The sequence below is a fragment of the Enterobacter sp. MGH 37 genome, from assembly GCF_000534515.1.
GTDB lineage: Bacteria > Pseudomonadota > Gammaproteobacteria > Enterobacterales > Enterobacteriaceae > Enterobacter > Enterobacter kobei.
This window is the reverse complement of sequence record NZ_KI973206.1, coordinates 225,972-249,132: the sequence shown is the minus strand read 5'-3', so window position 1 is coordinate 249,132 and position 23,161 is coordinate 225,972. Positions and strand designations below refer to the sequence as shown.

The window sequence follows — 23,161 nt, the reverse complement described above, 5'->3', positions numbered from 1 at the left end:
TCAGCAATTAACACCATAGAATCCGCGAACGTTTGCTGGCTAATGTTCGCGGATTACGTTTTATCGGGGGCTTTACGGTATAGCCTTCTGGGATGACCGATATTGCCGTACAGCATTTCGACGCTGATTAACCCACTCTCCACGCAGTATTCAAGATAGCGACGCCCCGTGGTTTTGCTGACCCCGACGTTTTCCACGACCTCCTCCACCGACATTGCGCTGTCGGGACGATCGGCAAACAGCCGTTTGATCCGCTCCAGGGTCTGAGGCTCAATGCCCTTCGTCGACGGCGTGTGCGGGGATTCAGCAGCAGGCAGGTTAAACAGGCGATCCAGCGCATGCTGGTCAACGACTTTTACCTGCTGCACGGTGTGGATGAAGCGCATAAAACGCTCCAGCGAGGCGTGCAGGCGCTGGAAAAAGACCGGTTTAATCAGGTAATCAAACGCGCCGCTGCGCATGGCATGGCTGCAGGTCTGCATATCGCTGGCGGCGGTGATGAAGATCACCGAGCACTCATAGCTTTTCAGCAGGGGAGTGTCGATTAACTCCACGCCTTTGCCGTCCGGAAGATAGTTATCCAGCAGAATAAGCCGCGGCTGATGCTGGCGAATCAGGCTGCATGCCTGCTCAATCGACGCGGCGATGCCCACCACGTGCAGATGAAAGTTCTGCTCAATATACTCGCGATGCAGCTCCGCCAGGTGCGGCTCATCCTCAACGATCACAACATCAAGTGCTTGGGTCATGCTTTAGCCCATTCGGAATAAATACAGAGAAAATCGTGCCCTGCGGCGTATTGTCGGCAATCTCAATGCTGCCGCCCGCTTTGTTGATATAGCCTGCCACCAGAAACAGGCCGATACCGTGCTCGGTACCCACAATGTCGTTTTCACTGTCCGGCTTGCTGCTGAATCCCTGTCGAAAGATATGCGGCTTCAGCGCATCATCCACCCCGCAGCCCCGGTCGGCCACCTCAATCAGCAGCTCCTGGTTGCGATCGGAAATATAGAGTTCTACCGGCGCGGGGACCGGTGCGGTGAGGGTCGCATCCACGGCGTTATCCAGCAAATTACCAATAATGGACATCAGCTCCGTTTCACTGAGGCGGGACGGCATGCGGGTGAGCTGGCATGCGGGATCAAACTGTAGCTCAACCCCTTTTTCCCGTGCGCTGACATATTTCCCGAGCAGCAGCCCGCATAAGGCCGGAGAGGCAAAATGGGCCGACACGAAGTCCAGCACGCGCTGTGCGCCTTCCGACTGCACCTGGATATAGCGGATCGCTTCGTCATAGTGTTTCATCTGCAACAACCCCACCAGCGTCGCGGTCCAGTTCAGCTGTTCGTGGCGCATAATGCGCAGGTTGTCGGCATAGCGTTTGATCTGGCTGAGCTGGCTGCTGAGGGTATTAATGTCGTTTTTGTCGCGAAAGCTGTATACCCAGCCGCTTTCAACGCCAGGCTCGACCTCAATCGCCACGCGGTTGACGATGACCTCGCGCTGGTTAAGTACCGCAATCTGGTCGTGGCGGCCGCTGCTCACCGAGGCGTAGCGCTGTGTTAAAAACCCCGGCGAGGTTTGCAGAACCTCGTCCAGCGGCTTGCCGATAAGATCTTTTTCACTACGATGAATATCCAGCATTTCTCGTGCCGCGCGGTTAATTAAAATCAGCTGCTTCTCTTCATTGACGGCAAATACCCCTTCATACATGGCTTCTAACAGCGCCCTTTGCTGCAAAACCAGCTGGGCAATATCTTTCGGCTCAAGTCTGAACATCTGTTTTTTAAGGTTGCGGGTAAACAGCCAGGAGAAAATAAACAGCAGCAGCAGAAGGGCAATCCCGTATAAACCGGCCTGCCAGAGAATGCGGGCGTTAATGTTGGCAATATACGAAGTCAGATAGCCGACCGAGACAATGCCAATCACCTGATGCTGTGCATTGAAGATGGGCGCTTTGCTGCGCAGCGAAACCCCAATCCCGCCCTGACGCACGGAAATAATGGTTTTGCCCTTGAGTACTTCGGCATTATCGCCGCCGATCATCGGTAAATTAATGCGCTCCGGGGATTCTGAATGATAAAGATGCTGCTCGTGGGTATCGCCAATCACAATATAGCTGGCGTCACTTTCGGCACGCAGCGGCTGAATTAACCGGGCGATGCCGGGGATATCTCTGGCCGCCACCTTTTCCGCCAGACCCGGCATCAGCGCAATCTCACTGGCCTGAACCCGGGCGCGCTGGCCGAGATCGTGATGGAGCTGCCGGTCAATAAAATGAAACAGGATCGTACCCAGCAGCACTAACAGCAGGCAGGAGAAGCACACCAGCGCTAAAAACAGCTTTACCTGAAAAGAGAGTCTGCGTTTCATTCAACCCGCGCTAGCCTTGGAAAAGGGGGATATTTATGGAGCCTGACATGTGCAAATAGTGGACGCAATCCGGTAAGAAAAGAGTTGTGAGCTGGCTTTTCGTTTTCAGCGTGATAGCCATCGGGATCCCGTAAGGCTATGCTTCATTCAGCACGAGAATAATTACAGAGGCAATGTCATGGATAAAGAACTACTGGATGCGGGTTACAGGGCCTATACCGGCGAGAAAATTGACGTGTACTTCAACACCGGGATCTGCAAACACTCAGGTAACTGCGTGCGTGGGAGCGCAAAGCTGTTTAATCTGAAACGTAAACCGTGGATTATTCCTGATGAAGTGGACGTCGAAACGGTTGTACGCGTAATTGATACCTGCCCGAGCGGTGCGCTGAAGTATCGCCAAAAATAAGCGAGGAACCATGGATATTCTGGAAGGCCATAACAAGTTTTACGTGAATGATGCAGACGGAAATCAGGTGGCGGAGATTGTCTTCGTGCCGACCGGCGAGCACCTGAGCATTATTGAGCATACTGATGTCGATCCGAGCCTGAAAGGGCAGGGCGTTGGCAAACAGCTGGTGGCGAAAGTGGTCGAGAAGATGCGCGGTGAGAACCGTAAAATTATTCCGCTGTGTCCGTTTGCGAAACATGAGTTTGATAATACGCGGGAATATGACGATATCCGGGCGTGATTCTCTGTAGGAATGTAGGCCGGGTAAGCGCAGCGCTACCCGGCACAATGTATGGCAGGAACATTAGCCAACAAACATCACCGACACGCACAGCACGCCGACGATCAGCGTCAGTAGGCTGCCAGGGGAGCGGTAAGGCTTCAGCGAAGGGATCAGGTACGTCGACAGCGTCGGCATGATAAACAAAATCATGGCGATAAGCGGGCCGCTGATGGCGTAAATCATTGATATCGCGTTCGGGTTTATGCAGCAGACCGCGAAGGTAATTAACGACACACCCATAATGGAAATCGCGCGGTTAAAGGCGCGGCTCTTTTTCACACCCACCTGATTGAGCGACGACTTCACGATCTCCGTCGCCCCCTCAATGACCCCAAAATAGGTGCCGAGGAACGATTTCGACATCGCAACAATCGCCACGATTATCCCGGAAATGCCGAGCCATGCGGGAGAAGAGGGCATCATCGACAGTGCTGACAGGATGGTTACCCCTTGCTCTTTGGCGGCCACAATGTATGACGGCGGAATCGAGAGCAGGCAGCTGAAGACAAAGAACAGCACGCTCAGGCAGATAATCAGGTACGCCACCTTCATGATTTTCCTGCATTTATCCATGGCGGCGTCAGCAAACTTCTCGCGACGATCCACGGCAAATGTCGAGATAATCGGGGTATGGCTGAAGGCAAACACCATCACCGGAATGGAAATCCATACCTGATGCAGCGTATGGCGATCAACGGCCATCTGGCTGGTAAGTAGCGAGGGTTGCCAGCTCCCGGTCAGGTAGATCGAGACAAACAGGAAATAGGCAATCAGCGGGAATACCAGGAAGCCCATCACCTTTATCGTGATATGCCGTCCCATCAGGAAGATCAGATTCAGCACGAGCACCACACTTAAACTGACCAGCACGCGCACGGTGGTATCCACCGTCAAGTGCTTTGCCAGTTGCTCGGTTAACGAGTTGGTGATGGCCACCGCGTAAATCTGCACCACCACAAAGAAGGCGATGAAATAGAGTGTGGTGATCAGATTGCCAATCTTCTTGCCGTAATAGTGCGAGACGGCGCCGGTGATCCCTTCATTGCCTTTTGTTTTTGAAGAGAGAATAAATTGCGCCAGCGCGCGATGCGGCCAGTAGGTTAACGGGTAGGCCACAAGGGCGGTAATAAACAGAACAATAGCGCCTGCAGAGCCCAGCTGAATGGGCAAGAACAGCGTTCCTGCGCCCACGGCCGTGCCATAGAGAGCGAAACTCCAGAGAGTCTCATCTTTTGACCAAATTTTCGACATTAGAGCAACGTTTCAACTATCAAACCATCAGAATGGCGTGCAATTTACCATAATTATGCTCATAGAGCGCAGTTGCTTCGTTGGCGTTTGGCCGGAACAGGCGTCCGGCCAGAGAGCATTTAGCCTGCCAGGGCGCGTCGTTGCTGGCGACGCTTAAGGAATTTCTCACGCAGGTTATCGTATGCCCAGTTATAGAACATGGTGTAGGGCAGGAAGAACAGGAAGAAACCTATTTCCAGTGTGAATGCCTGAAGCAAGGTGACGCCCAGCACGGCAGCGACAATCGACACGCCAATCACAATAAACCCACATTCGAACCCCAGGGCGTGCAGCGCACGCACTTTTGCCGTGCGTGTTACCCGCTGGACCGGCCAGAAACGGTCGAAACCGAAGTTATAAATAATGTTCCAGAGCATGGCGGTAGTGGCCAGAATAACGGTCAATCCCCCCATTTCCACTACGGAGCGCTGCATGAGCCACGCGGCCGTAGGGGCGAGGATCGCCGTGGCAATCCCTTCGAAACAGACTGCATGGAAGATCCGCTCCGGCAGTTTACGGTGGAGTGCATCCTGATGTTGCATAGTGTAGACCTCATTAATTCGCCGGTATGGGCGGTGATTCGGCCTATTTTTATCGTTAAAGCTGATATATTAAAGATGGTATCCATCGATAAAGTAGATAGGTTATGCGCTATTCACCTGAAGCCCTTACCGCGTTTGTTGAGGCCGTTGCGGCTGGCTCTTTCTCTGCTGCCGCACGTCGGCTGCGTAAAAGTCAGTCGACGATCAGCACCTCCATTGCCCATCTTGAAGCCGATCTCGGTTTTGAGCTCTTTGACCGCTCGGCACGCCAGCCGGTGTTAACGGCTCAGGGTGAACAGGTGCTGGGTTATGTGCAGGCCATCCTTGCCGCCAGCACGCGGCTGGATCAACTGGCGGTGTCGCTAACGGCACAAACGGAGGCGCGTCTGACATTTGTCCTTTCCGATACCCTGAACCCGGACGTGCTGGAAGAGATGATGAAGCAGTTTGACGCTCGCTTTCCCCATACGGCGTTCGAATGTCTGATTGGCGAGGAAGAGGATGTGATCGATCTGCTGCAAAAGGGGCGAGCGCAGGTGGGGCTGACGGAAGCGCGGGACAGTTACCCCACCGACATTGGCGTTACCCGCCTGCCGATGCAGACCCGTATGGCAATTTATGTTGCGACTACGCATCCCCTGGCGGGCCAACCCGAAGTGCAGAGTGACGAGCTGCACGGCTGGCGCGAACTGCGGCTTAGCACCTATCTGGAACGCGAGGCTGAAATTGCGCGAGGACCCGTCTGGTCAGCACCGAATTACCTGTTACTCTTGAGTATGGCAGTGCAGGGATTCGGCTGGTGCGTGTTGCCGTGCGCGCTGGTGGATGAATTTGCCGCCGCGAAATCCCTGGTTCAGCTCAATGTGCCTGGCTGGCCAAGAGCGATCGGCATCGATCTGCTGTGGAATAAACGATCCCCTCCCGGCGTTGCCGGAAGCTGGCTGCGGCAGTATCTGCAGGATGTCCGTTAATCCTTGTGATTAAACTCACTATTTTTAAACAATTAAGATAATTGCCAGTAACAATCCTCTACTATCGTCATGTCATTTAACACAGAGGTCGTGATGAAAGATGTCGTCATAGTGGGTGCGTTGCGTACAGCTATCGGCTGTTTTCAGGGAGCGCTCGCGCGTCACTCGGCGGTTGACCTGGGCAGCGTGGTGGTCAAAGCGCTGGTGGAACGTAGCGGGGTCGCCGCACACGAAATTGATGAGGTGATCCTGGGGCAGGTTCTCACTGCCGGAGCCGGGCAAAACCCTGCGCGCCAGGCGGCCCTGAAAGGCGGTCTGCCCAACACCGTATCCGCCATCACCATCAACGACGTCTGTGGTTCAGGACTCAAAGCGCTTCATCTCGCTACACAAGCCATTCAATGCGGTGAAGCGGATGTGGTTATTGCTGGCGGACAAGAGAATATGAGCCGTGCGCCGCACGTTCTCACCGACAGTCGTACCGGCGCGCAGTTAGGTAACAGTCAGTTGCTCGACAGCCTGGTGCATGACGGGCTGTGGGATGCGTTCAATGACTATCATATGGGCGTGACGGCGGAAAACCTGGCGCGCGAGTACGGTATCAGCCGTGAATTGCAGGATGCTTACGCGCTCAGTTCCCAGCAAAAGGCGCGTGCTGCGATTGATTCTGGTCGTTTTCGCGACGAGATTGTCCCGGTCAGCACGCAGCGTCAGAACGGCGAGGTGGTTGTCGTGGATACTGACGAACAGCCGCGCACTGACGCCAGTGCTGAAGGCCTGGCAAGACTCAATCCTGCGTTTGAAACCCAGGGCTCGGTCACGGCGGGCAATGCCTCTTCCATTAACGACGGCGCCGCAGCCGTTATGATGATGAGTGAAAGCAAAGCCCTGGAGCTGGATCTCCCTGTCCTGGCCCGCATCAAGGCGTTTGCCAGCGTGGGTGTTGATCCGGCACTGATGGGGATCGCACCCGTCTACGCTACCCGTCGCTGCCTGGATCGCGCAGGGTGGCAACTCTCCGATGTGGATCTGATTGAAGTGAACGAAGCGTTTGCCGCGCAGGCGATCTCGGTCGGCAAAATGCTGGAGTGGGATCCGCTGCGGGTCAACGTAAACGGTGGAGCCATTGCGCTGGGTCACCCTATCGGGGCGTCCGGTTGCCGGATACTGGTTTCACTGGTCCACGAAATGAAAAAACGCAATGCCCGCAAAGGGATAGCAACGCTCTGTATAGGCGGCGGGCAAGGGGTGGCGCTGGCCATCGAACGCTAATCTTTCCTGATTAATGAAACCTCCTCCGGGAGGTTTTTTTATCCTCCCTTCATTCCCATACCTCTTAACCGTGATCCGGGTGTCATTTTCGTTATAAACAAAATAAAAAATGAAACGTTGTTTTGAATTTAATTGAAAAGCCTATTTTATGCCGATAGTATGTGTTCATCATGAAAACGGAACGTTGTTTCGTTTATTTTCTTCTTTTGGGCATGACCACATCTGGAGGTTACCGTGGACGTCAGACAAAGCATTCACAGTGCGCACGCCAAAACGCTGGATACGCAGGGGCTGCGCAGTGAGTTTTTAGTTGAGCAGGTGTTCGAGGCCGACAAGTACACCATGGTCTACAGCCATATCGACCGCATTATTGTCGGCGGCATTATGCCGGTGGCAAAAACCGTCTCCGTGGGCGGGGAAGTGGGTAAACAGCTGGGCGTGAGCTATTTTCTGGAGCGTCGTGAGCTGGGGGTGATTAATATCGGCGGGCCGGGCACGATTACCGTAGACGGCCAGTGCTTCGAGATTGGTCACCGCGATGCGCTGTACGTCGGTAAAGGGGCGAAAGAGGTGGTCTTTGCCAGCATCGACGGCGGTAAGCCCGCGAAGTTTTACTACAACTGCGCCCCTGCGCATACCTCATACCCGACCAAAAAAGTGACGCCTGAGGACGCAGCGCCCGTAACGCTGGGCGATAACCTCACCAGCAACCGTCGCACCATCAATAAATATTTCGTTCCGGATGTGCTGGAAACCTGCCAGCTCAGCATGGGGCTGACTGAACTGGCTCCGGGCAACCTGTGGAATACCATGCCGTGCCATACCCATGAACGCCGCATGGAAGTCTACTTCTACTTCAACATGGACGACGATGCCTGCGTGTTCCACATGATGGGGCAGCCGCAGGAGACGCGCCATATCGTCATGCATAACGAGCAGGCGGTGATTTCACCAAGCTGGTCTATTCACTCTGGCGTAGGGACCAAAGCCTATACCTTCATCTGGGGTATGGTCGGCGAAAATCAGGTCTTCGATGACATGGACCACGTTGCTGTTAAGGATCTGCGCTAGTCGCGGGCGGTTAAGTATCTATCTGCCTGTTGGTGACAGGCGCTGAAGAGTAAGGAACTAACATGATTCTGGATGCATTTTCTCTGCAGGGCAAAGTGGCGGTGGTTTCCGGTTGCGACACCGGCCTGGGTCAGGGGATGGCGTTAGGTCTGGCGGAAGCGGGTTGTGACATCGTCGGGATTAATATCGTTGAACCCACAGAAACGATTGAGCGCGTGACTGCGCTGGGGCGTCGTTTTCTCAGCCTGACCGCCGACCTGCGTAAAATTGACGGCATTCCGCAACTGCTTGAGCGCGCGGTGGCGGAATGGGGCCATATTGATATTCTGGTCAACAACGCGGGTCTGATCCGTCGTGAAGACGCGATTAACTTCAGCGAGACTGACTGGGACGACGTCATGAATCTGAATATTAAGAGCGTATTCTTTATGTCTCAGGCGGCGGCAAAGCACTTCATCGCGCAGGGAAAAGGCGGCAAGATCATTAACATCGCCTCGATGCTCTCCTTCCAGGGCGGCATCCGCGTGCCGTCTTATACGGCGTCAAAAAGCGCGGTGATGGGCGTGACCCGTCTGCTGGCGAACGAGTGGGCGCAGCACAATATCAACGTCAACGCGATTGCCCCGGGCTACATGGCCACCAATAACACCCAGCAGCTGCGTGCGGACGAAGAACGCAGTGCGGCCATTCTGGAGCGTATCCCGGCCGGGCGCTGGGGTCTGCCGAGTGACCTGATGGGGCCGGTTGTGTTTCTGGCCTCCTCAGCCTCGGACTACATCAATGGTTATACCATTGCGGTGGATGGCGGCTGGCTGGCACGATAACGTCGCGTCTGACAAAAACCTCTGCCCTTCAGCGGAGGTTTTTTTTGCTTGAAAATTGTCAAAATCCATATCGATAAACACGAAAAATCCATACCGAAAAATGATAAATGACCGCTATCACACTTTTATTCCTGAAAAATTAACGCATTAGTAAAATATTGTGATTAATCAGGATTAGTTGAAATTGTAATGTCCATCACAGATCGCTATGCCATAGCGAAATCATCCATATCTTCGCGAATTCCAGCCTGACACTTTTCCGCGCTTTCTCGTAATTTCACTTAACAAATTTTGCTGTTGAGGCAGGAAAAATATGACATCTATCAATGACTCTACCCTGATGCCCGCTGCGCTGCGCGATACCCGACGCATGAACCAGTTTGTCTCCATTGCCGCAGCTGTAGCAGGTTTGCTGTTCGGCCTGGATATCGGCGTCATCGCCGGGGCGCTGCCGTTTATTACCGATCATTTTACGTTGAGTAATCGCCTGCAGGAGTGGGTGGTGAGCAGCATGATGCTTGGTGCGGCTATCGGTGCGCTGTTTAACGGCTGGCTTTCGTTCCGCCTCGGGCGCAAATACAGCCTGATGGTCGGCGCCGTCCTGTTTGTTGCGGGGTCGATTGGCTCTGCATTTGCGACCAACGTAGAGGTGCTGCTGCTTTCCCGCGTGCTGCTCGGCGTGGCAGTGGGGATCGCCTCCTACACGGCACCGCTTTATCTCTCTGAGATGGCAAGTGAGAATGTGCGCGGCAGGATGATCAGTATGTATCAGCTGATGGTGACGCTGGGCATCGTGCTGGCGTTCCTGTCCGATACGTACTTCAGCTACAGCGGCAACTGGCGCGCAATGCTCGGCGTGCTGGCGTTGCCTGCGGTGGTGCTGATTGTACTAGTGATCTTCCTGCCCAATAGCCCGCGCTGGCTGGCGCAAAAAGGGCGTCACGTCGAGGCGGAAGAGGTGCTGCGGATGCTGCGCGATACTTCTGAAAAAGCGCGTGAAGAGCTGAACGAAATCCGCGAAAGCCTGAAGCTGAAGCAGGGGGGCTGGGCGCTGTTTAAGATCAACCGCAACGTGCGCCGCGCGGTGTTCCTCGGCATGTTGCTGCAGGCGATGCAGCAGTTCACCGGGATGAACATCATCATGTACTACGCGCCACGCATCTTCAAAATGGCCGGTTTTACCACCACTGAGCAGCAGATGATTGCCACGCTGGTGGTGGGGCTCACCTTTATGTTCGCCACCTTTATTGCGGTATTCACCGTCGATAAAGCCGGGCGTAAACCGGCGCTGAAAATTGGCTTTAGCGTGATGGCTCTCGGTACGCTGATCCTCGGCTACTGCCTGATGCAGTTTGATAACGGCACGGCCTCAAGCGGTCTTTCCTGGCTTTCTGTCGGGATGACCATGATGTGTATTGCCGGTTACGCGATGAGCGCCGCACCTGTGGTGTGGATCCTGTGCTCCGAAATTCAGCCGCTCAAATGCCGTGACTTTGGGATCACCTGTTCCACCACCACCAACTGGGTGTCGAACATGATCATTGGTGCGACCTTCCTGACGCTGCTGGATGCCATTGGCGCTGCGGGAACCTTCTGGCTCTACACGGTGCTGAACGTGGCGTTTATTGGCGTGACCTTCTGGCTGATTCCGGAAACAAAAGGTGTGACGCTGGAACATATTGAACGCAAACTGATGGCCGGGGAAAAACTGCGTAATATCGGCGTGTAATGTGAATACCGGGGGCCCTACGTTTACTGGGCCTGCGTGGGCAAAATGTAGGCCGGGTAAGCGCTAGCGCCACCCGGCTTTTTTCTAGATCGATGTTTAACAAGAGCCATGTTGTAAATAACTACCAACTTTGATAGCAAGCGCACACATAGCCGATTCTTGCGTTCAGATTATTCTCATTTCCTAGTATTATCTGAAAACTGAACTCACCAGGCAGAACTTTACTGCAATCGCAATAGAAGAACGGCTATGTCAGCAATGGATTTCAAAAAAAATACGGATCTCGATTTTCCTTCATATGCTACCCCCGCAATCTCTCCAAAAGAGATCGACCTTCTGGGTCTGTTAGATGTTCTGCTGGCCGCGAAAAAACGCATCGTCACCATCGTCTTTATCTTTGCGCTGGCAGGCCTGGCTATTGCGTTTCTGTTGCCGCAAAAATGGACCAGTAAAGCGGTGATCACCCCGGCAGAGCAGACGCAGTGGAACCCGCTGCGCCAGATGATGGTTGCGCTGCAGGTTCTTGACGTTAAGGCGCAGGTGACACGTTCGGAAATCTTTGACCTGTTTATCAAAAAATTCCAGTCGCAGTCATTGCTCAAAGAGTATTTGACCTCTTCCCCTTACGTCATGTCACAGCTTGAAGAGGTTGAGGTTGACGCGCTTGAACTGCACCGTGCGGTCGTCAATATTGCGGAAAGAATGAAAGCGGTGAATGACGCACAGGTAAAAGATGCGGATAAAGTGCCTTATGTCTCCTGGACTCTGAGCTTCACGGCACCGAAAGCCAGTGATGCGCAAACCGTACTGGAGGGGTATATCAATTATATCGCGGCGGTTGTTGAAAAAGAGACGGTGCAAAATATCCGTAACCAGATCGCCCTCAGGACGAATGAGGTAGAGCAGCAGCTTAAGCTCGACCGTGTGCGTCTGACCAATATTCACAATACTAACCTGCAGCGGCTGAATTATTCGCTGGAAGTGGCAAATGCTGCGGGCATTAAGAAGCCAGTCTACAGCAGCGGGCAGGCGGTAAAAGATGACCCGGATTACTCCGTTGCGCTCGGTGCTGACGGAATCGCGCAAAAGCTGCAGATTGAAAAAAATCTCAAAGATGTGACGGAGCTGAACGCGGACTTCCAGAACCGGGAATACTATCTGGCGCAGCTGAAAAATCTCTCCTTTGCAGACGTTAAGCTTGAACCCTTCAGGTATCAGCTTTCTCCGTCTTTGCCGGTGAAAAAAGACGGTCCGGGCAAACCTCTGATTGTAATTCTGGCGGCACTCCTGGGCGGGCTCTTTGCCTGCGGTAGCGTGTTGCTGCGTGAAGCGATGCTCTCCCGTCATCCGCTGTCAGAGCCGTTGACACAATAAACGCAGGGTTTAAAAAGGCGCTGAATACAGCGCCTTTTTTTATGGGCGTCGGTTGTGTTAAAAGAGATACCAGAGATAAGGAGAGATAATGAAAACGATCGGCCTGATAGGTGGGATGAGCTGGGAATCGACAATCCCTTATTACCGCCTGATTAACGAAGGGGTAAAGCAGCGTCTGGGCGGACTGCATTCTGCGAGTCTGCTGCTGCACAGCGTTGATTTCCATGAAATTGAAGCCTGTCAGTCGAGCGGAGAGTGGGATAAAGCCGGTGAAATACTGGCGGATGCCGCGCTGGGGCTGGAGCGTGCGGGGGCGCAGGGCATTCTGCTGTGTACCAATACGATGCACAAAGTTGCATCGCACATTGAAGCACGCTGTTCGCTGCCATTCCTGCACATCGCCGATGCCACAGGACGTGCGATTCGCTCGTCGGGGATGTCGCGCGTGGCATTGCTCGGCACGCGCTACACCATGGAGCAGGATTTCTATCGCGGGCGTGTGCACAGCGAGTTCGGCATCGAAAGCCTGATACCGGATGAGAAAGACCGGGCACGCCTCAATCAGATTATCTTCGAAGAACTGTGCCTGGGTACCTTCAGCGAGCCTTCCCGGGCGTATTACGTCAGCGTGATTGAAAAGCTGGCGCAGCAGGGGGCTGAAGGGGTGATCTTCGGCTGCACGGAGATCGGCCTGCTGGTGCCTGCAGAGCGAAGCCCGGTCCCGGTCTTTGATACCGCCGCCATTCACGCTGCCGATGCCGTGGAGTTTATGCTCTCATAATGGGTTTTGCCGTTCAGGTAAGCGAAGCGCCACCTGGCGGGCGTGCTCCATTAAGTGTTCGGTGAATGCGTCCACCAGCGCGGAGGCCGGACGGTGTAGCGGGCGGATCAGGCTCACGGTGAACGGAACGGATAGGCTAAACGGGCGAATCACGATATCGCTCCCGGCGTAATCCAGCGCCGTGAGCGGGTTAACGACCGCGACGCCGACGCCCGCCCGCACCATTGCACATATTGACGCCGCGCTGTGCGTTTCCACTACCATCCGCCGTTTCACCTGATGCTCAGCAAAAAGCGTATCCAGCAGCTGCCGGTAGCTGTCGGTTTGCGACAGGCTAATGTAGTTCTCCCCGTGGAAATCCTCTGGTGCAATCACTGTCTTACCGGCGAGCCGGTGCCCGGCGGGCAAAACGCACACTTCATCTAAAGAAAGTAACTCCGTGCGTGCCGTTCCCGCAGGCGTGGAGAGCGTTTCGGTCAGGCCCAAATCATGACGCTGTGCTGAAAGCCACTCTTCAAGCAGGGGGGACTCCTGCGGCACGATGGTGAGATTGACCTCCGGATAGCGGGCCAGAAAAGGCTGAAGCAGGGTCGGTAAAAAAGACTGAGAGAAAACCGGAAGACAGACAATCGACAGCTCGCCCTGACGAAACTCGCGCAGACTTTCCGCCGCACTGACAATTCTGTCCAGCCCGTACCAGGAGCGCTGGACTTCCTCAAACAGGCGCAACCCCTGCACCGTCGGGTGAAGTCTGCCCCGGGTGCGCTCGAACAGTTTCAGTTCCAGTACCTTTTCGAAGCGCGCCAGCTCGCGGCTGACCGTCGGCTGCGACGTATGCAGCATCTGCGCGGCTTCGGTGAGATTGCCGGTGGTCATCACAGCGTGAAAAATCTCTATATGGCGTAAATTCACAGCGGGCATAGGGCACCTGAAAGCAGAGAACTGTCCATATCATTTTTGCATAGACTCACGATAAAACGATATTTTTTATTCTCCTTCCGCTGTGGCGTAATCATGAAAAATGAATTTATCCGGAGAAGACCATGCCACGCCCGCTCAATCAAACTGATACCGATTTAAATGCCGAAAATCTGCTGCGCCTGCCCGCCGAGTTTGGTTGCCCGGTATGGGTCTACGACGCGCAGATCGTTCGCGAGAAGATCGCGGCCCTGCATCAGTTTGACGTGGTGCGTTTTGCCCAGAAGGCCTGCTCCAATATTCACATCCTGCGCCTGATGCGTGAGCAGGGGGTCAAGGTTGACTCTGTCTCGCTGGGTGAAATCGAACGTGCGCTGGCGGCCGGATTTGATCCGAAAACCGATCCAGACGCGATTGTCTTTACTGCGGATCTGATTGACGACGCCACGCTGGCGCGCGTGCATGAACTGCAGGTGCCGGTAAATGCCGGTTCGGTGGATATGCTGGAGCAGCTGGGTCAGGTTTCACCAGGTCATCGCGTCTGGCTGCGTGTGAATCCGGGTTTCGGTCACGGTCATAGCCAAAAAACGAACACCGGCGGCGAAAACAGCAAGCACGGCATCTGGTATGCCGACATGCCAGCCGCGCTTGACGTGTTGCAGCGTTACAACCTGAAGCTGGTGGGTATTCACATGCACATTGGCTCTGGCGTGGATTACGGCCATCTGGAGCAGGTTTGCGGAGCGATGGTGCGCCAGGTTGTCGATTTTGGCCAGGATCTTGAGGCGATCTCCGCCGGGGGCGGGCTTTCCATTCCTTACCGCGAAGGAGAGGAGGCGATCGACACCGATCACTATTACGGCCTGTGGAGCGCCGCGCGTGACCAAATCGCCGCCCATCTCGGTCATGCCGTGAAGCTGGAAATTGAGCCGGGTCGTTTCCTGGTGGCCGAAGCCGGTGTGCTGGTGGCGCAGGTACGCAGCGTCAAAGAGATGGGCTCCCGCCACTTCGTATTGATTGACGCGGGCTTTAACGACCTGATGCGTCCATCGATGTACGGCAGCTATCATCACATTACCGCGCTGGCCGCTGATGGCCGCGATTTAACGCATGCGCCGCGCCGCGAGACGGTTGTCGCAGGCCCGCTGTGTGAATCGGGGGACGTCTTCACTCAGCAGGAAGGTGGAAAAGTGGAAACCCGCGCGCTGCCAGAGGTGAAGCCGGGCGATTACCTGGTGCTGCACGACACCGGGGCGTACGGGGCGTCGATGTCCTCGAACTACAACAGCCGCCCGCTGCTGCCGGAAGTACTGTTTGATAACGGCAAAGCGCAGTTGATCCGTCGTCGTCAGACCATTCAGGAACTGCTGGCTTTAGAACTCATCTGAGTAAAGTACGGCCCGGTAGTGACCGAATCGCGTAATACCAGCGTGCCGGTAAACGGCGGGATCGCATCGACCGGCTGGTTTTTTGCCAGCCGGATCGCCTGATCGATGGCCGTAATAATCATGTTATCTATTGGCAGATAAACCGATGAAAGCGCAGGCTCCAGCCACTTCGCGCTTGGGGCATCGTCAAAACCGAACAGGGAGATATCCTGCGGGATCTTGAGTCCTGCCTGGTGCAACGCTTTGGACGCACCCAGTGCCATATCATCGTTACAGGCAAACAGGGCGCTAAACGGCACGCCGTCGGCAATCAGCTCCTTGCACAGCTCATAGCCTCTCGTCATTCCGGCATCACCGTACTTAATTCGACGCTCGTCCAGGCGAATACCGTGCTTTTCCAGCGCTTTGCGATAGCCCATCAGCCGCGCTTTACCCGTGGGCGTGTGGATAGGGACGGTAATACAGGCGATCTCCCGATGGCCCTGATTGATCAGGTAATCCACCGCCTTAAATGCGGCATCCTGCTGTTCGAAGAACACGCAGCGATCCGGAGCCTGACTGACTTCACGGTTGATGACCACCAGCGGCGTTTGCACGGTATTCATCAGTTTGATGATCGCCTTTTCGCTCATATAGCGCGTGTAAAGCACAATGGCATCACACTGACGATCGGCCAGCATTTGCACTGCCTGTTCTTCCTGTTCCGGCGCGTCGTGACCGTCGGTGACGATCAACTGTTTGCCGTGGGTTTCGGTCTGCCGCGACGCCTGCTGCAGAAGGCGCCCAAAATAAAAGCCGTCGAAGGTGGAGACGACCAGACCAATGCTGTTGCTGGTCTGGTTAGCCAGTGAGCGCGCGAGAAAGTTGGGGCGGTAGCCCAGCTCTTCCATCGCAGCAAAGACCTGCTGACGCGTACTCTCTTTAACCTGACCCGTGCCGTTCAGCACGCGCGAGACGGTAGCCTTCGACACGCCCGCACGCAGTGAGACATCCAGCATTGTTGCCATTCTACATTCCTGCTTCCACGTAATGCCCTGCAGTTTAACACAGACCTGACGGCGTATAAGCGATGCGGGAAGGGCAAAACTTCTGCCACGATCACGCTTTTTGGTAACGATTCGCCTGGCCCCTCAGAAGTAAAACGTAATAGTCTGACTCTGGTAAAATAATCGACAAACCGGGCTGGAGGCGTCAGGCTAGCCCATTAATAAGAACACCCAGGTGAAACGTGAAAAAGAGTGTCATCCTCCCGCTTTATGAAGCCCCGCAGTATGCGGAGCAGGTTACCGACTGGATATGGCAGGCGTTTGGCGAGGGGCTCCCACGGGCATTTTTCCACAGCATCGTTGAGCACAGCCAGGCGCCGGGGGCACTGCCGTTGACGTTTATCGCTTTAGAAGACCAACAGCTTCTCGGCACGGTGGGCCTCTGGCGTTGCGATTTGATTACCCGACAGGATCTCTGTCCGTGGCTGGCGGCGCTCTACGTTGATGAGGCGGCGCGCGGTAAGGGACTGGCAGGTAAGTTACAGCAACACGTTATCGCCTTTGCCGCACAGGCCGGATACGACGAACTCCATCTCTGGTCTGCCTGCCGTGACTTCTATGAACGTTACGGCTGGCAGTACATTGGCGATGGGCTGGAGTATCCCGATAAAACGGTACATCTGTACCGTTATTCGCTTTGCGCTTCAGCAGGCGACGCAACGGAGTGACGGCGCACTAAGGTTGGGCTGAAGAGATGGGTAATTTCCGGTGGCTGGCGTTGCTCGGCCAGCGCTAACGCCAGCTCGGCAGCCTGTGTGGCCATCGTGATGATAGGGTAACGCACGGTGGTCAGGCGCGGGCGCACATAGCGAGAGACCAGCACATCATCAAAGCCAATCAGCGAGATTTCTGCCGGGACCTCAATTCCGTTATCATTCAATACCCCCATTGCGCCAGCGGCCATCGAGTCGTTATAGCTTGCCACTGCCGTGAAGTTCCGTCCGCGGCCCAGCAGTTCCGTCATAGCCTGTTCGCCACCGCTCTCATCCGGTTCACCATAGGCCACCAGACGGTCATTACAGGGTAGACCGTTTTCGCGCAGGGCATCGTAGTAGCCCTGAAGACGATCTTCTGCGTCAGAAATAGGGTGGTTGGAACAGAGATAGCCAATCCGCGTATGTCCCTGTTGAATCAGATGACGGGTCGCAAGCCAGGCGCCGTAGCGGTCGTCGAGAGCCACGCAGCGTTTTTCAAATCCAGGAATAATGCGGTTGATGATGACCATGCCGGGCATCTGCTTCATCAGGTGAATCAGTTCGGCATCCGGGATCATTTTGGCGTGAACCACCAGAGCTGCGCAGCGGTGGCGGATCAACTGTTCGATCGCCTGGCGCTCTTTTTGCTCATTATGATAGCCATTGCCGATCAGTAAAAAGTTACCCGTCTGATAAGAGACCTGTTCAACCGCCTTCACCATGGCGCCGAAAAAGGGGTCGGATACATCACCCACCACCAGACCAATGGTTTCAGTGGACTGCTGGGCGAGCGCGCGAGCATTGGCGTTGGGGTGGTAGTTCAGGGTTTCCATGGCGCTTTGTACCGCCTGGCGTGATGCGTCGCTGGCTTTGGGGGAATCATTAATCACGCGGGAGACGGTGGCAACCGAAACACCGGCCAGACGAGCCACATCCTTTATTGTCGCCATTTATAACCTTCTTATTAGGGGTAAGCGTTTACACACCAAATAGTGTTGCGGAAAAGTGGCGTGCATTCAAGGGGCACCGATTTCCCCTCACTACAAACGTGACGCAGAACACCCCTGATCGTGTAATCGTTACACGCGCAGTCATGTCTGAAGACGGTGAATCTGAACCTTTGGTTACACTTTGCCTCAGGCTGTTGCGATTGTCCGGTGGCGATGACGTTAAAGAGGTTGATAGAGTCGAGATCCCAGAGGTATTGATAGGTGGAATCAACTCCGGTTGATTAACACGACTTACACCAGCCTGCGTTTTTACGCAGGTTTTTTTTTGCCTGATAGTTCAACCTGTAACAGCAAAAGAGAATATTCACACCTGGTTGCACTTCGGCTCATTCCCTTGCGTTTTCCTGCTGGCGAAGCGCAGGGGCAACGGCCACAATCAAGATCCCAGAGGTATTGATTGGTGAGAATTCTTAGTACGTTTTCGTACTCATCTCTTGCACCAACCTGCGCGGATGCGCAGGTTTTTTTTTGCCCCCACTTTTGCTGTCGCTCCCATACCACTTCTCGTGTAATCTGCCACCATTTACTGTCAACCCTCCACACTGTCTGGCAAAGGGAGTTGAGATGCTATTTGGGTTCTTCCGTACACTTTTCCGTATTCTTTTTCGCATCCGCGTCACTGGCGATGCCCAGGCGCTTCGCGGCGAACGCGTTCTCATCACACCAAATCATGTTTCCTTTATCGATGGCATCCTGCTGGCGCTGTTTTTGCCCGTGCGTCCGGTGTTTGCGGTGTATACCTCCATCAGCCAGCAGTGGTATATGCGCTGGCTCACGCCGCTGATTGACTTCGTGCCGCTCGACCCCACCAAACCGATGATGATTAAACATCTGGTACGTCTGGTTGAGCAGGGGCGTCCGGTGGTCATTTTCCCGGAAGGGCGCATTTCAGTGACCGGCTCGCTAATGAAAATCTATGACGGCGCGGGATTTGTCGCGGCGAAGTCAAAAGCGACCGTGGTGCCACTGCGTATCGAAGGCGCAGAGCTGAGCCACTTCAGCCGCCTGAAAGGGCTGGTGAAGCAGCGTCTGTTCCCAAAAATTACCCTGCATATTCTGCCGCCAACGTCGTTACCGATGCCCGATGCACCGCGTGCCCGCGATCGCCGTAAAATTGCCGGAGAAATGCTGCACCAGATTATGATGGAAGCGCGAATGGCCGTTCGTCCGCGCGAAACGCTGTATGAATCTCTGCTTTCGGCACAGTATCGCTATGGTGCCAGGAAAAACTGTATTGAAGACATCAATTTCACGCCTGACACATATCGCAAACTGCTGACCAAGACCCTGTTTGTGGGCCGCATTCTTGAAAAATACAGTAAGAAGGGTGAAAAGATTGGCCTGATGCTGCCTAACGCGGGCATCAGCGCAGCGGTGATTTTTGGTGCGGTGTCCCGCGGCCGTATTCCGGCAATGATGAACTACACGGCGGGTGTAAAAGGGCTGACCAGTGCCATCACTGCGGCCCAAATCAACACCGTTTTTACCTCTCGCCAGTTCCTGGATAAAGGCAAGCTGTGGCATCTGCCGGAGCAGCTGACTCAGGTTCGCTGGGTCTTCCTGGAAGATCTGAAGGCGGACGTGACGACGGGCGACAAGCTGTGGATTTTCGCTCACCTGCTGATGCCCCATCTGGCACAGGTTAAACAGCAGCCGGAAGATGACGCGATTATCCTCTTTACCTCCGGTTCGGAAGGCAACCCGAAAGGCGTCGTCCACAGCCACAAGAGTATTCTCGCGAACGTTGAACAGATCAAAAGCATTGCTGACTTTACCGCCAGTGACCGTTTTATGTCTGCGCTGCCGCTGTTCCACTCCTTTGGTCTGACGGTGGGGCTGTTTACGCCGCTGCTGACCGGCGCAGAAGTGTTCCTCTATCCCAGCCCGCTGCATTACCGCATTGTGCCGGAGCTGGTGTATGACCGTAACTGCACCGTCCTGTTTGGGACCTCAACCTTCCTGGGTAACTATGCGCGTTTCGCTAATCCATATGATTTCTATCGTGTGCGTTATGTGGTGGCGGGGGCGGAAAAACTGCAGGAGAGCACGCGTCAGATCTGGCAGGACAAGTTTGGCCTGCGCATTCTTGAAGGCTATGGCGTTACGGAGTGCGCACCCGTCGTCTCCATCAACGTGCCGATGGCGGCGAAGCCGGGTACGGTTGGCCGAATTCTGCCGGGAATGGATGCGCGTCTGCTGGCGGTACCGGGCATTGAGGACGGTGGCCGCCTGCAGCTGAAAGGACCAAACGTGATGAATGGTTACCTGCGCGTGGAAAACCCGGGCGTGCTGGAAGCGCCAACGGCGGAAAACGTGAACGGTGAGGTTGAAACCGGCTGGTACGACACCGGTGATATCGTTCGCTTCGACGAGCAGGGCTTTGTGCAGATTCAGGGGCGTGCAAAACGCTTCGCCAAAATCGCCGGTGAAATGGTCTCTCTGGAGATGGTTGAACAGCTGGCGACGGCGGTGTCCGCGGATAAGATGCACGCGACGGTGGTGAAGAGTGATGCCAGCAAAGGCGAGGCGCTGGTCCTGTTTACCACCGACAGTGAGCTGAAGCGCGACAGGTTACTTAGCCATGCGCGTGAGCATGGCATTCCCGAGCTGGCGGTACCGCGCGATATTCGTTACCTGAAACACCTTCCGGTATTGGGTAGCGGTAAGCCTGACTTTGTGACCCTGAAAGGCATGGTTGAAGAGGCGGAACAGCAAAATGCGTGAGTCAGTGCACACTAACACATCGCTTAGGTCAAAAGGCATGATGGCAGTGATTGCTGCGCAGTTTCTCTCTGCGTTCGGCGATAACGCGCTGTTGTTTGCCACCCTGGCGCTGCTGAAGGCCGAGTTTTACCCTGACTGGAGCCAGCCGATCCTGCAGATGGTGTTTGTGGGCGCTTACATTATCTTCGCGCCGTTTGTGGGGCAGGTGGCGGACAGTTTCCCGAAAGGCCGGGTGATGATGTTTGCTAACGGTCTGAAGCTGCTGGGGGCCGCCAGCATTTGCTTTGGTTTCAATCCGTTTATTGGCTACACGCTGGTGGGCATTGGTGCTGCCGCCTACTCACCGGCGAAATATGGCATCCTCGGAGAGCTGACCACGGGTGATAAGCTGGTGAAAGCCAACGGCCTGATGGAGTCGTCTACTATCGCCGCTATCCTGCTCGGCTCCGTCGCGGGCGGTGTACTGGCCGACTGGCATGTCCTGGCGGCGCTGGGCGTTTGTGCGGTGGTGTATGGCGGTGCGGTCGTGGCTAACCTGTTCATTCCAAAGCTGCCGGTAGCCCGTCCGGGACAATCCTGGCGCTTCAAACCGATGACCGGCAGTTTCTTTAATGCCTGCCGCGTGCTCTGGCGTAACGGTGAAACACGTTTCTCTCTGATGGGCACTAGTATGTTCTGGGGCGCAGGCGTCACGCTGCGCTTCCTGCTGGTGCTGTGGGTGCCGGTGGCGCTGGGCATTACCGACAATGCGACGCCGACCTATCTTAACGCGATGGTGGCGATCGGCATTGTTGTTGGCGCGGGCGCGGCGGCGAAGCTGGTGACGCTCGAAACGGTGGCACGCTGCATGCCTGCGGGGATCCTCATTGGCGTCGCGGTGCTCCTTTTCTCGCTACAGCATGCGTTATTGCCTGCTTATGCTCTACTGATCCTGATTGGTATTCTGGGTGGTTTCTTCGTGGTACCGCTCAACGCGTTACTGCAGGAGCGCGGCAAGCAGACTGTTGGGGCGGGAAATGCCATTGCGGTGCAAAATCTGGGTGAAAACCTGGCGATGCTGTTAATGCTGGGGCTCTACTCGCTGGCGGTGAAAGTCGGTGTGCCAGTGGTGGGAATTGGCGTCGGGTTTGGTGCGCTGTTTGCGCTGGCGATTGCCGCATTATGGCTTTGGCAGCGTCGCCGTTGATTTATGCGGTCTGATGCCCTCACCCCGGCCCTCTCCCACGGGAGAGGGTGCGAACACTAAAAACGGCAACGTGCGTTGCCGTTTTGCATTTATTACGGTGCAGGATACGTATAAACCTGATGCACCGCTTCAATCTCCGCTAATACCTCTTCACTCAGGTCCAGATGGAAACTCTCAATATTGGTTTTCAGCTGTTCCAGAGAGGTAGCCCCCAGCAGAGTACTGGCCACAAACGGCTGACGGCGCACGAAGGCCAGCGCCATCTGTGCGGGGTCAAGACCGTGACGCTTTGCGATATCCACATAGGCCGCAACGGCTTTCTGTGTCTGCTCGCCGCTGTAGCGGGTAAAGCGGCTAAAGAGGGTATTACGCGCCCCAGCCGGTTTTGCGCCGTTCAGGTATTTCCCCGTCAGCGTGCCAAAACCGAGGCAGGAATAGGCGAGCAGTTCCACCTCTTCATATTGTGTCACTTCCGCCAGGCCAACTTCGTAGCTGCGGTTAAGCATGCTGTAGGGGTTTTGAATGGTGACGATGCGCGGCAGATCGTGTTTATCCGCCAGGTGCAGATAGCGCATCACGCCAAAGGCCGTTTCGTTAGACACGCCAATGTAGCGGATTTTCCCCGCGCGCTGGCATTCGGTCAGCGCTTCCAGCGTTTCCAGCAGCGTAACGGCGGGAGCGCTCTCATTCCAGCTGTAGCCAAGCTTACCGAAACAGTTGGTTGGACGCTGTGGCCAGTGGACCTGGTACAGATCAAGATAGTCGGTTTGCAGGCGCTTCAGGCTGGCATCCAGCGCGGCGCGGATATTTTTGCGATCGAGGATTTGGTTTGGGCGGATCCCGGCATCGTTATTGCGCGAGGGGCCGCTGACTTTCGAGGCGATAACCAGCTTTTCACGGTTGCCGCGTTTTGCCAGCCAGTTACCGACGTAGGTTTCGGTAAGTCCCTGGGTTTCAGGGCGTGGCGGCACAGGGTACATCTCTGCGACATCAATCAGGTTAATGCCCTGGCTGACGGCATAATCGAGTTGTGCATGGGCATCGGCTTCGCTGTTTTGTTCACCAAATGTCATCGTGCCCAACCCCAGTTGACTTATCTCCAGAGCGCTGTGGGGGATACGGTGATAATGCATAGCCGGCTTCCTTCAATAGACATGTAGACCGCGTCAGGAACCTCCCGACAAAGGAATATAAACATGGCAGAGGGGAAGCAAAAGGGGAAGAAAAAAATCA

The 23,161-nt window shown here is 55.0% G+C and carries 21 protein-coding genes; 13 read left to right on the top strand and 8 right to left on the bottom strand.

The window, feature by feature from the left end; genetic code table 11:
• Positions 1–53: 53 nt before the first annotated feature.
• Positions 54–749 (bottom strand): response regulator, encoded by a 696-nt coding sequence (locus L383_RS09915; RefSeq protein ID WP_014885104.1) that lies wholly within the window; start codon positions 747–749, stop codon positions 54–56.
• Positions 733–2,373 (bottom strand): ATP-binding protein, encoded by a 1,641-nt coding sequence (locus L383_RS09920; protein ID WP_014885103.1) that lies wholly within the window; start codon positions 2,371–2,373, stop codon positions 733–735. The genes L383_RS09915 and L383_RS09920 overlap by 17 nt, the downstream gene beginning before the upstream one ends.
• A gap of 178 nt (positions 2,374–2,551) precedes the next feature.
• Between L383_RS09920 and yjdI the strand changes: the two genes are divergently transcribed.
• The gene (gene yjdI / locus L383_RS09925; RefSeq protein WP_008499689.1) at positions 2,552–2,782 is read left to right on the top strand and encodes a 4Fe-4S mono-cluster protein YjdI; all 231 of its coding nucleotides are present in this window, start codon (positions 2,552–2,554) and stop codon (positions 2,780–2,782) included.
• A gap of 10 nt (positions 2,783–2,792) precedes the next feature.
• Positions 2,793–3,065, top strand: a complete 273-nt coding sequence (locus tag L383_RS09930) for a GNAT family N-acetyltransferase (RefSeq protein WP_014071634.1) — start codon at positions 2,793–2,795, stop codon at positions 3,063–3,065.
• Positions 3,066–3,128: 63 nt separating this feature from the next.
• Here L383_RS09930 and L383_RS09935 read toward each other — a convergent pair whose 3' ends face one another.
• Positions 3,129–4,358 (bottom strand): amino acid permease, encoded by a 1,230-nt coding sequence (locus L383_RS09935; protein WP_023331230.1) that lies wholly within the window; start codon positions 4,356–4,358, stop codon positions 3,129–3,131.
• 119 nt (positions 4,359–4,477) lie between these two features.
• Entirely contained in the window at positions 4,478–4,939 is a 462-nt protein-coding gene (locus L383_RS09940; RefSeq protein WP_023331229.1) for a multidrug/biocide efflux PACE transporter, read from the bottom strand.
• Between the two features lie 104 nt (positions 4,940–5,043).
• Between L383_RS09940 and L383_RS09945 the strand changes: the two genes are divergently transcribed.
• From L383_RS09945 to L383_RS09975, 7 genes are all read left to right on the top strand, one after another.
• Complete coding sequence (locus tag L383_RS09945) at positions 5,044–5,910, top strand: LysR family transcriptional regulator (protein ID WP_023331228.1); 867 nt, start codon at positions 5,044–5,046, stop codon at positions 5,908–5,910.
• A 93-nt stretch (positions 5,911–6,003) separates the two neighbouring features.
• Complete coding sequence (locus tag L383_RS09950) at positions 6,004–7,182, top strand: acetyl-CoA C-acetyltransferase (protein WP_014885099.1); 1,179 nt, start codon at positions 6,004–6,006, stop codon at positions 7,180–7,182.
• A 234-nt stretch (positions 7,183–7,416) separates the two neighbouring features.
• Positions 7,417–8,253, top strand: coding sequence for a 5-dehydro-4-deoxy-D-glucuronate isomerase (gene kduI, locus L383_RS09955; RefSeq protein ID WP_014885098.1), 837 nt, complete (start codon positions 7,417–7,419; stop codon positions 8,251–8,253).
• Between the two features lie 62 nt (positions 8,254–8,315).
• Positions 8,316–9,077, top strand: coding sequence for a 2-dehydro-3-deoxy-D-gluconate 5-dehydrogenase KduD (gene kduD, locus L383_RS09960; RefSeq protein WP_014885097.1), 762 nt, complete (start codon positions 8,316–8,318; stop codon positions 9,075–9,077).
• Positions 9,078–9,390: 313 nt separating this feature from the next.
• Complete coding sequence (locus L383_RS09965; RefSeq protein ID WP_023331227.1) at positions 9,391–10,806, top strand: arabinose-proton symporter AraE; 1,416 nt, start codon at positions 9,391–9,393, stop codon at positions 10,804–10,806.
• 249 nt (positions 10,807–11,055) lie between these two features.
• Positions 11,056–12,180: an LPS O-antigen length regulator Wzz(fepE) gene (gene wzz(fepE) / locus L383_RS09970; protein ID WP_023331226.1), complete on the top strand. Its 1,125-nt coding sequence runs from the start codon at positions 11,056–11,058 to the stop codon at positions 12,178–12,180.
• A gap of 88 nt (positions 12,181–12,268) precedes the next feature.
• On the top strand, positions 12,269–12,961 hold the full coding sequence (locus L383_RS09975; RefSeq protein ID WP_023331225.1) for an aspartate/glutamate racemase: 693 nt from the start codon (positions 12,269–12,271) through the stop codon (positions 12,959–12,961).
• On the opposite strand, the gene L383_RS09980 is transcribed toward L383_RS09975, so the two are convergent.
• Entirely contained in the window at positions 12,956–13,882 is a 927-nt protein-coding gene (locus tag L383_RS09980; RefSeq protein ID WP_023331224.1) for a LysR family transcriptional regulator, read from the bottom strand. The genes L383_RS09975 and L383_RS09980 overlap by 6 nt on opposite strands.
• Positions 13,883–14,004: 122 nt before the next feature.
• On the opposite strand from L383_RS09980, the gene lysA reads away from it, so the two are divergent.
• Positions 14,005–15,267 carry a diaminopimelate decarboxylase gene (gene lysA / locus L383_RS09985; protein WP_014885092.1) on the top strand — a complete coding sequence of 421 codons (1,263 nt, stop codon included), beginning with the start codon at positions 14,005–14,007 and terminating at the stop codon, positions 15,265–15,267.
• Here the strand turns inward: lysA and L383_RS09990 are convergent.
• Entirely contained in the window at positions 15,237–16,274 is a 1,038-nt protein-coding gene (locus L383_RS09990; protein ID WP_014885091.1) for a LacI family DNA-binding transcriptional regulator, read from the bottom strand. The genes lysA and L383_RS09990 overlap by 31 nt on opposite strands.
• A gap of 221 nt (positions 16,275–16,495) precedes the next feature.
• Here L383_RS09990 and L383_RS09995 point away from each other — a divergent pair, with 221 nt between their 5' ends.
• Positions 16,496–16,981: a GNAT family N-acetyltransferase gene (locus tag L383_RS09995; RefSeq protein ID WP_014885090.1), complete on the top strand. Its 486-nt coding sequence runs from the start codon at positions 16,496–16,498 to the stop codon at positions 16,979–16,981.
• Here the strand turns inward: L383_RS09995 and galR are convergent.
• The gene (galR, locus tag L383_RS10000) at positions 16,942–17,958 is read right to left on the bottom strand and encodes an HTH-type transcriptional regulator GalR (protein WP_014885089.1); all 1,017 of its coding nucleotides are present in this window, start codon (positions 17,956–17,958) and stop codon (positions 16,942–16,944) included. The genes L383_RS09995 and galR overlap by 40 nt on opposite strands.
• Before the next feature lie 624 nt (positions 17,959–18,582).
• On the opposite strand from galR, the gene aas reads away from it, so the two are divergent.
• Entirely contained in the window at positions 18,583–20,742 is a 2,160-nt protein-coding gene (gene aas / locus L383_RS10005; RefSeq protein ID WP_023331223.1) for a bifunctional acyl-ACP--phospholipid O-acyltransferase/long-chain-fatty-acid--ACP ligase, read from the top strand.
• Positions 20,735–21,928 (top strand): lysophospholipid transporter LplT, encoded by a 1,194-nt coding sequence (gene lplT / locus L383_RS10010; protein ID WP_023331222.1) that lies wholly within the window; start codon positions 20,735–20,737, stop codon positions 21,926–21,928. The genes aas and lplT overlap by 8 nt, the downstream gene beginning before the upstream one ends.
• Positions 21,929–22,020: 92 nt before the next feature.
• On the opposite strand, the gene L383_RS10015 is transcribed toward lplT, so the two are convergent.
• Positions 22,021–23,061 carry an NADP(H)-dependent aldo-keto reductase gene (locus L383_RS10015; protein ID WP_023331221.1) on the bottom strand — a complete coding sequence of 347 codons (1,041 nt, stop codon included), beginning with the start codon at positions 23,059–23,061 and terminating at the stop codon, positions 22,021–22,023.
• Positions 23,062–23,161 lie beyond the last annotated feature (100 nt).

Coding starts and splice junctions, on each gene's coding strand:
- L383_RS09920 (WP_014885103.1), bottom strand. CDS start 2,373: ATGAAACGCAGACTCTCTTTTCAGGTAAAGCTGTTTTTAGCGCTGGTG.
- L383_RS09990 (WP_014885091.1), bottom strand. CDS start 16,274: ATGGCAACAATGCTGGATGTCTCACTGCGTGCGGGCGTGTCGAAGGCT.
- L383_RS09980 (WP_023331224.1), bottom strand. CDS start 13,882: ATGCCCGCTGTGAATTTACGCCATATAGAGATTTTTCACGCTGTGATG.
- kduD (WP_014885097.1), top strand. CDS start 8,316: ATGATTCTGGATGCATTTTCTCTGCAGGGCAAAGTGGCGGTGGTTTCC.
- lysA (WP_014885092.1), top strand. CDS start 14,005: ATGCCACGCCCGCTCAATCAAACTGATACCGATTTAAATGCCGAAAAT.
- L383_RS09935 (WP_023331230.1), bottom strand. CDS start 4,358: ATGTCGAAAATTTGGTCAAAAGATGAGACTCTCTGGAGTTTCGCTCTC.
- lplT (WP_023331222.1), top strand. CDS start 20,735: ATGCGTGAGTCAGTGCACACTAACACATCGCTTAGGTCAAAAGGCATG.
- L383_RS09965 (WP_023331227.1), top strand. CDS start 9,391: ATGACATCTATCAATGACTCTACCCTGATGCCCGCTGCGCTGCGCGAT.
- L383_RS09940 (WP_023331229.1), bottom strand. CDS start 4,939: ATGCAACATCAGGATGCACTCCACCGTAAACTGCCGGAGCGGATCTTC.
- L383_RS09975 (WP_023331225.1), top strand. CDS start 12,269: ATGAAAACGATCGGCCTGATAGGTGGGATGAGCTGGGAATCGACAATC.
- L383_RS09950 (WP_014885099.1), top strand. CDS start 6,004: ATGAAAGATGTCGTCATAGTGGGTGCGTTGCGTACAGCTATCGGCTGT.
- yjdI (WP_008499689.1), top strand. CDS start 2,552: ATGGATAAAGAACTACTGGATGCGGGTTACAGGGCCTATACCGGCGAG.
- L383_RS09915 (WP_014885104.1), bottom strand. CDS start 749: ATGACCCAAGCACTTGATGTTGTGATCGTTGAGGATGAGCCGCACCTG.
- galR (WP_014885089.1), bottom strand. CDS start 17,958: ATGGCGACAATAAAGGATGTGGCTCGTCTGGCCGGTGTTTCGGTTGCC.
- aas (WP_023331223.1), top strand. CDS start 18,583: ATGCTATTTGGGTTCTTCCGTACACTTTTCCGTATTCTTTTTCGCATC.
- L383_RS09945 (WP_023331228.1), top strand. CDS start 5,044: ATGCGCTATTCACCTGAAGCCCTTACCGCGTTTGTTGAGGCCGTTGCG.
- L383_RS10015 (WP_023331221.1), bottom strand. CDS start 23,061: ATGCATTATCACCGTATCCCCCACAGCGCTCTGGAGATAAGTCAACTG.
- L383_RS09930 (WP_014071634.1), top strand. CDS start 2,793: ATGGATATTCTGGAAGGCCATAACAAGTTTTACGTGAATGATGCAGAC.